We start from the raw sequence: 6019 nt of genomic DNA, 5'->3' as shown, positions 1-6019 counted from the left end.
CTATTGATCAGGCATTTATCGGCTCATGCACAAATGGCCGTCTAAGCGACCTTCGCATAGCAGCGCAGATCCTAAAAGGCAAAAAAGTAGCCCGCAAAACAAGGCTCATCATCACTCCAGCGACGCAAAAGATCGCAAGAGCTGCTGAAAAAGAGGGGCTAATCGACATTTTCATAGAAGCAGGAGCGGTTGTGAGCAACCCAACTTGTGGCGCTTGCCTTGGCGGATATATGGGCATTTTGGGCGCAAATGAGCGCTGTATCTCAACGACAAATAGAAATTTCGTCGGTCGTATGGGCGATAGGACGAGTGAAATTTATCTGGCTAACTCGGCTGTTGTGGCGGCTTCAGCGATAGCAGGTAAAATCGCTGATCCGCGCGATCTTTAGAATTTAACGGCTCGTCTCGCGAGCGTTTTTAACGGAGCTAGTAAAAATTTAGCTCGATAGACTAAAATGTCTTATCTTTGCTAAATTTTTACGTCGCTTCTGCTTGCAGTTGCGACCCCAAGGGGAGTAAAGCCTTTAAACCCATCTCACGATACTTTGCCTTATATTTGTGACAAAATTTGGTGAAATGTTTTTCTTGTGAAATTTTCGTTGTAATATCTGGTTTTATCTGTAAAAATCAAAGAAATTCAAAAGCATTTTGTATAAATTAAATTTAGCCGATAAATTTGCAAATTTATCGGCTATTTTTTAGCATAAAAGGTTTGAAGCTAGCACATTAAAACGCTGTTATAGTTGCCAAAAGTCCAAAGATTATACCTGGCAAGTTTGCAGCAGAAAGCGGATAGTCTTTTTTAGCTTTTAGCAAGCCGTAACTTGTCCAGATCGTGCAGTTTATCGCAGCAGCTAGCGGCTGGATAAAAGGTGTTTTGTTGCCATCAAGATTGCCCATTATTTGTGGGATGTACGAAATATACATAATAACCGATAGGCACGTACCTATCCAACCTAAAATTTGTAAATTTCTTTCGCTCATGTTATCTCCTTTAAAAAGCGGCATTATATTATTTTTTTTCTTCACGAGCGGTGAATGCTGGCAATTAAAAAATTTATGCATAAAAATGCGTGGATTGACGAGTTTGGCTTGAAGTAAATTTGATGAAATTTTAACAAAAACGCATGCGGCGTGTTGGCTTAGCGACAGAGTTTTGGCTCAAGGGCGAGCTTTGCATTTGCTATGTAGCCTTGAGCCTGCTACATAAATTTAAGCCAAATTTAGCCCCAGCGACCGCTAGAAGCTAAATTTAAAGCTCACTCATTTTGGTGTTCTGTTTGTCTCTCCGACGTAGAGCTGTCTTGGACGGACGATCTTTATGCTCTCTTGTTCTTTTAGCTCGATCCACTGGCTAATCCAGCCTGGCGTCCTGCCGATGACGAAGATGACGGCAAACATATTGTTTGGTATGCCAAGTGCTTTTAGGATGAGCCCTGAGTGAAAATCAACATTTGGATACAAATTTCTACTCACAAAATAATCATCATTTAGCGCGATCTCTTCGATGCGGTTGGCGATCTTGATGAGCTCTGAGCTAATGCCGATCTCATCCATCAGCTGATCTCTCATCTTTTTAAGCACCTTTGCGCGCGGGTCAAAGTTTTTATAGACCCTGTGACCAAAGCCCATTAGTCTAAATGGATCGTTCTTATCCTTTGCTCTAGCGATGTATTTATCGACGTTTGCGACCGTGCCGATCTCTTCTAGCTGGCGGATGACGCCCTCGTTTGCTCCGCCATGAGCCCAGCCCCAAAGTGCGCCGATACCTGCACTTATACATGCGTATGGGTGCGCGTGCGTTGAGCCAACGGTCCTAACAGTCGTAGTAGAAGCATTTTGCTCGTGATCAGCGTGCAGCATAAAGACCGTGTCAAGCGCCTTGATCTCGATAGGCTTAAGATCGACGTGCTCGTATGGATAGCCCCTCATCATATAGAGGAAATTTTCAGTAAAGCCACGATCTAAATTTGGATATATGATAGGAAGTCCGCGTGAGTAGCGGTAGCTAAAGGCCGCTATCGTTGGGATCTTAGCGATGATACGCATAGCCATCTCGTGGTACTCTTCAGGCTTATCCATATTTAGGTGGTCTGAGTAAAAGGCACTTAGTGCAGAGACCGCTGCCTGCAAGATCGCCATAGGGTGCGCCTTGTCTGGAAATGCGTCAAAGAGCTTCATCATGCCCTCGTGTATGAAGCTTCTTTTTTTGAGCTCATCTTTAAAGCCCCTGTATTGCTCGTTAGTTGGTAGCTCTTTGTTTAAAAGCAGGTAGGCAACGTCTAAAAATGTCTTATTTTCAGCCAAATACGCGATGTCGTAGCCTCTATACATGAGCTCGCCCTTTAGGCCGTCGATGTAGGTTATGGCTGAGCGGCACATCGCAGTTGAGGTGTAACCTCTGTCAAAGGTAAACATCCCAGTGTCGCTAAAGAAAGTCGATATGTCGATGACATCTGGTCCCATCGTGCCTTTTAGGATAGGAAATTCATAGCTCTTGCCAGTTCGGTTGTCGATTAGTGTGGCTGTATTTGATGACATTTTTACTCCTTGCTTTTTGATTGCATTAAAATTTTGATGATTATAGCTCCTATTATAGCTTGTGCGAGGCTTGCTAGGATGAAAGATGAGTAAGAATAGTCACTTATCTCGCCTGATTTGTGTGCGATAGTAGCAACTGCGATCAAAAGAGTGAGCGGCATAGACTGCGAAACTGAAAATAAAAATATCCCTCTAAAGCCAAGCTTGCCCAAAAAGAGCAAACTAGATACAACTCTGGTGCCAAGCATCGCTAAAAATATAAAAATAGCATCCTTTATCACTTCGCTAGATCCTAGGCTTGAAAGCTTGAAAGTCGAGCCTATGTGGATGAAAAATATCGGTACCAAAAAGCCAAATCCAAAGCTTGAAAGCTTGTGTGGCAAGTCCTTTTTATGATCAAAAAATGTCGTGATAAACATACCTGCGATAAACGCACCAAAGGCGACTTCTAAATTTAGATATAGCATTAAAGCTATCATCGTGAAAAATACCGCGATGCAAAGCCTAATGTCCTTCTCGTCCTTGTCGTAGTGTGGCATGAGCACCACTTTAAGCCCCGGATACCACCAAAAAAGCACGTCCAAAATTTTAAAACTAAGCACGCTGATAGCCAAAAATAGGATCAAATAGCCAATCGTTAGCCATAAATTTATACTCGCTCCAAACTGCAAGTAAGCAGCGGTAAATGTTAGAAGCGTGATGCTTAAAAGCTCGCCGATAGTTGCTATTAGCATGCTTAAATTTAGCCACTCTTGCTGCTTGCCATACTCCTTAAATAGTGTAAATACCATACCAACGGCCATTATCGGGATGATGATGATGTAAAGCAGGCTAAGCTCAAGTCCTAGCGTCAGAGCCGTGGCTAGAGCGTAGATGAGCGCTAGATAGATGAGCCCAAGGCGCAAAATTTTACGGTCGATGTTTATGAGCATCCTAAGATCGATCTCCATGCCAGCTAGAAACATCAAAAAGAAAAAGCCAACTTCGCTGATGAGCTTAAACATCTCGTTGTCGCCAACGACTCCGATGTAGCCAGCAACCGCTCCAAGTAGTATCTCAGCAGGTGCGACTGGTATGCGTAAAATTTTAGAAATATAAGGCGAAGCAAAGACGATAAATGCCAAAACGACAAGGATGCTAAGCTCGCTTGCTTGGTGTAACTGCAAAAAGATCCTTAAAATAAAAATGCCTGATTGTATAAAAAGCTTTGTTATTTTTTGATTAAGCTAAGCAAAATTTGGGCAAAATGGTGGCTATTTTAGAAATTTGGAGTGAAATTTTATGCGTAAATTTAGCCTTTTTATTTTGATATTTTTTGGCGTCTTTTCTTTGGCAGGCGAGCCAAATTTAGTTGAGAGTTTTAGATTTGATGGCAGCACATTTTATAAAAAGCAAGTGGTTAAAAATGAGAGTTTTTACTTTTTAAAAAATGAAAACATGGACGAGCACTTTGCCGCTTTTAGAGTAAAGTTTGACAAAGATGTCAAGACAAAAAACGAACTAGAAGAGCTAAAAATGGCTCTTAAGCAAGATAAAAACGTGCTTTTTAGTGAAGAAAATGATCAAATTTTAGCCCTCATAAAAGATGAAACTAAGAGCAAAAATATAGAAATAATCCACTTTTTACTTAAAAAAGATGGAGTTATGATGCTTTCGTATGAGAGGATTTACGATCCAAAAACCTTAGCAGATGCGCTTAAACCGGTACTTTTAAGCGAAGCTAGAAATTTTATGCTGCAGATGCCAAAGGTAGAGGCTAGGTAGAGAGGCACATGTGGCGGCGCTTCGCACTGCATGGGGTTTTGTTAAATTTGAGCTAAGCGATAAGTGAAGCCAAATTTTAGTAGTCAATTCTTAGGGGTGAATGGAATTTTAAAATTTGCAAAATGACATAAAAGAAGTTATTTATTACACACCTTAAAAAACCTCACAAATTCTTACCAAGCAAAATGCCAAGATAGCTTGCGATCAGGCAAAGGCTAAGGTTTAAAAATATATTTAAAAAGCCTTTTATGAGTTCGCCTTCTAGCAGAAATTTCACGCTATCGAGGCTAAAGCTTGAAAACGTGGTAAAGCCGCCAAGTATGCCAACGACCAAGAAAACCCTCACGCTTTGGCTTAAATTTAGGCAAAATAAAACGCCGATGATGAAGCTGCCAAGCACATTTATACCAAGCGTGGCTAGGGGAAAGTGGCTAAATTTTAGCAGTTCCCCAGCTAAAAACCTACATCCAGCTCCGATAAAGCCTCCAAGCCCAGCAAAAAGCAAATTTACAAGCATTAGTGACAGATACTTGCAAAGCTAAAACCGCGCTTTGTAAGCTCCTCGATGTCCTTGCTTGCCTTCTCGCCCTTTGCGGTGAGGTAGTCGCCTATCACGATCGCATCGGCGCCATTTTCAAAGATCTCATACTGCCTATCGCCCAAAATCTTCTCCCTGCCGCCAGCTATCATGACCCTAGTTTCTGGCAGTGCGCATTTGGTCTCACGCACGATTTTTAGGGCCTCATCCGCGCTAAGAGGCGGCAGATCAAGCCTTAGTGCATCACTTTTTATGAAAAAATTTATAGGCGACGAAAATGGCTCAAGCTCTTTTAAGCTAGCTCTAAAGCTCACCCTGTCGGCCTCGCTCTCGCCAACGCCGTAAATGCCGCCAGTGCAAAGCATGAGCCCAGCCCTTTTTGCGTCTAAATTTGTCTGATATCTCTCGTCCCAAGAGTGTGTTGTGCAGATTTTGGGGAAATATTCGCGGCTTGTTTCTAGGTTGTGGTTGTAGCTAAAAACGCCAGCATTTTTGAGCTCACAAAGCTGCTCATAAGTCGCCATGCCGTTACATGCGATGAGCATCAAATTTGGCACTTCTTTGCTCACGGCGCGCGCCAAAGAAGCGATGTAGTCGGTCTTTTTGTCATTTAGCCTAGCACCACTTGTGACTAAGCAAAAGCCAAGAGCGTGGTTTTTATAAGCCATTTTGGCTTCGTCCACCACCTGCTGCACGCTTTTTTCTTTAAATTTCGTGATATCAGCGCCAGCTTTGGCACTTTGCGTGCAATAAGCGCAGTCCTCAGCGCAGTTTCCCTGCGTGACGGAGCATATCGCACAAAGCATAATCGTTTTCATTTTTTATCCTTTTTTTGGGGCGTATTATAGCTTTGGTAGGTTTAAAATTTAAGTATGATCGTCTTAAATTTACGAAAAACAGGCAAATTTTAAAATTAGAGTTGGCATATCACGGCCCTAAATTTAGTGGCGAGTGACTACGAGGTCTAAATTCAGTGGTCTGCTAAGGCGAGTGAGTAAGATTTTAAAATTTACAAAAAAGAGGTGGCTAAAAACTAAATAAATTTTCAAATTTACTTTCAATAAGTCAAATACTTAACCGTATCTTGGTAGAGCACTTGGTTTTCACATTGCACCAAAAGTAGGTCGTTTTCTTCAAAGATGGTCGAGCCAGTTGGTTTTAGATACTCGTTTTTAC

General features: G+C 42.0%; 7 protein-coding genes. 2 read left to right on the top strand and 5 right to left on the bottom strand.

The features are described 5' to 3' along the window. On the top strand, window positions 1-389 hold a 389-nt coding region (locus Q0296_RS07300; RefSeq protein WP_298038704.1), incomplete at its 5' end, for an aconitase family protein. 337 nt (window positions 390-726) lie between these two features. Here the strand turns inward: Q0296_RS07300 and Q0296_RS07295 are convergent. The 3 genes from Q0296_RS07295 to Q0296_RS07285 all read right to left on the bottom strand — a co-directional run bounded on the left by Q0296_RS07295 (window position 727) and on the right by Q0296_RS07285 (window position 3707). Next, the gene (locus Q0296_RS07295) at window positions 727-984 is read right to left on the bottom strand and encodes a SemiSWEET family transporter (protein ID WP_298038702.1); all 258 of its coding nucleotides are present in this window, start codon (window positions 982-984) and stop codon (window positions 727-729) included. A gap of 279 nt (window positions 985-1263) precedes the next feature. Continuing rightward, window positions 1264-2541: a citrate synthase gene (locus tag Q0296_RS07290; RefSeq protein WP_298038699.1), complete on the bottom strand. Its 1278-nt coding sequence runs from the start codon at window positions 2539-2541 to the stop codon at window positions 1264-1266. A 2-nt stretch (window positions 2542-2543) separates the two neighbouring features. After that, entirely contained in the window at window positions 2544-3707 is a 1164-nt protein-coding gene (locus tag Q0296_RS07285) for a cation:proton antiporter (protein WP_021085423.1), read from the bottom strand. Window positions 3708-3822: 115 nt separating this feature from the next. Between Q0296_RS07285 and Q0296_RS07280 the strand changes: the two genes are divergently transcribed. Beyond that, window positions 3823-4305: a hypothetical protein gene (locus Q0296_RS07280; RefSeq protein ID WP_298038698.1), complete on the top strand. Its 483-nt coding sequence runs from the start codon at window positions 3823-3825 to the stop codon at window positions 4303-4305. A gap of 163 nt (window positions 4306-4468) precedes the next feature. Here Q0296_RS07280 and crcB read toward each other — a convergent pair whose 3' ends face one another. Next, complete coding sequence (gene crcB / locus Q0296_RS07275) at window positions 4469-4822, bottom strand: fluoride efflux transporter CrcB (protein WP_298038695.1); 354 nt, start codon at window positions 4820-4822, stop codon at window positions 4469-4471. Further along, entirely contained in the window at window positions 4822-5661 is an 840-nt protein-coding gene (locus Q0296_RS07270) for a biotin synthase (RefSeq protein ID WP_298038692.1), read from the bottom strand. Before Q0296_RS07270 ends, crcB begins: the two co-directional genes overlap by 1 nt. Window positions 5662-6019: the final 358 nt, after the last annotated feature.

It is taken from the genome of uncultured Campylobacter sp. (assembly GCF_937890585.1).
Lineage (GTDB): Bacteria > Campylobacterota > Campylobacteria > Campylobacterales > Campylobacteraceae > Campylobacter_A.
The sequence above is the reverse complement of the archived record's forward strand: the minus strand, read 5'-3'. Positions and strand labels throughout refer to the sequence as shown.

What these genes read in the sequence shown, in the direction of transcription:
- Q0296_RS07295 (WP_298038702.1), bottom strand. Translation starts at nt 984, where the DNA reads ATGAGCGAAAGAAATTTACAAATTTTAGGTTGGATAGGTACGTGCCTA.
- Q0296_RS07290 (WP_298038699.1), bottom strand. Translation starts at nt 2,541, where the DNA reads ATGTCATCAAATACAGCCACACTAATCGACAACCGAACTGGCAAGAGC.
- Q0296_RS07280 (WP_298038698.1), top strand. Translation starts at nt 3,823, where the DNA reads ATGCGTAAATTTAGCCTTTTTATTTTGATATTTTTTGGCGTCTTTTCT.
- crcB (WP_298038695.1), bottom strand. Translation starts at nt 4,822, where the DNA reads ATGCTTGTAAATTTGCTTTTTGCTGGGCTTGGAGGCTTTATCGGAGCT.
- Q0296_RS07270 (WP_298038692.1), bottom strand. Translation starts at nt 5,661, where the DNA reads ATGAAAACGATTATGCTTTGTGCGATATGCTCCGTCACGCAGGGAAAC.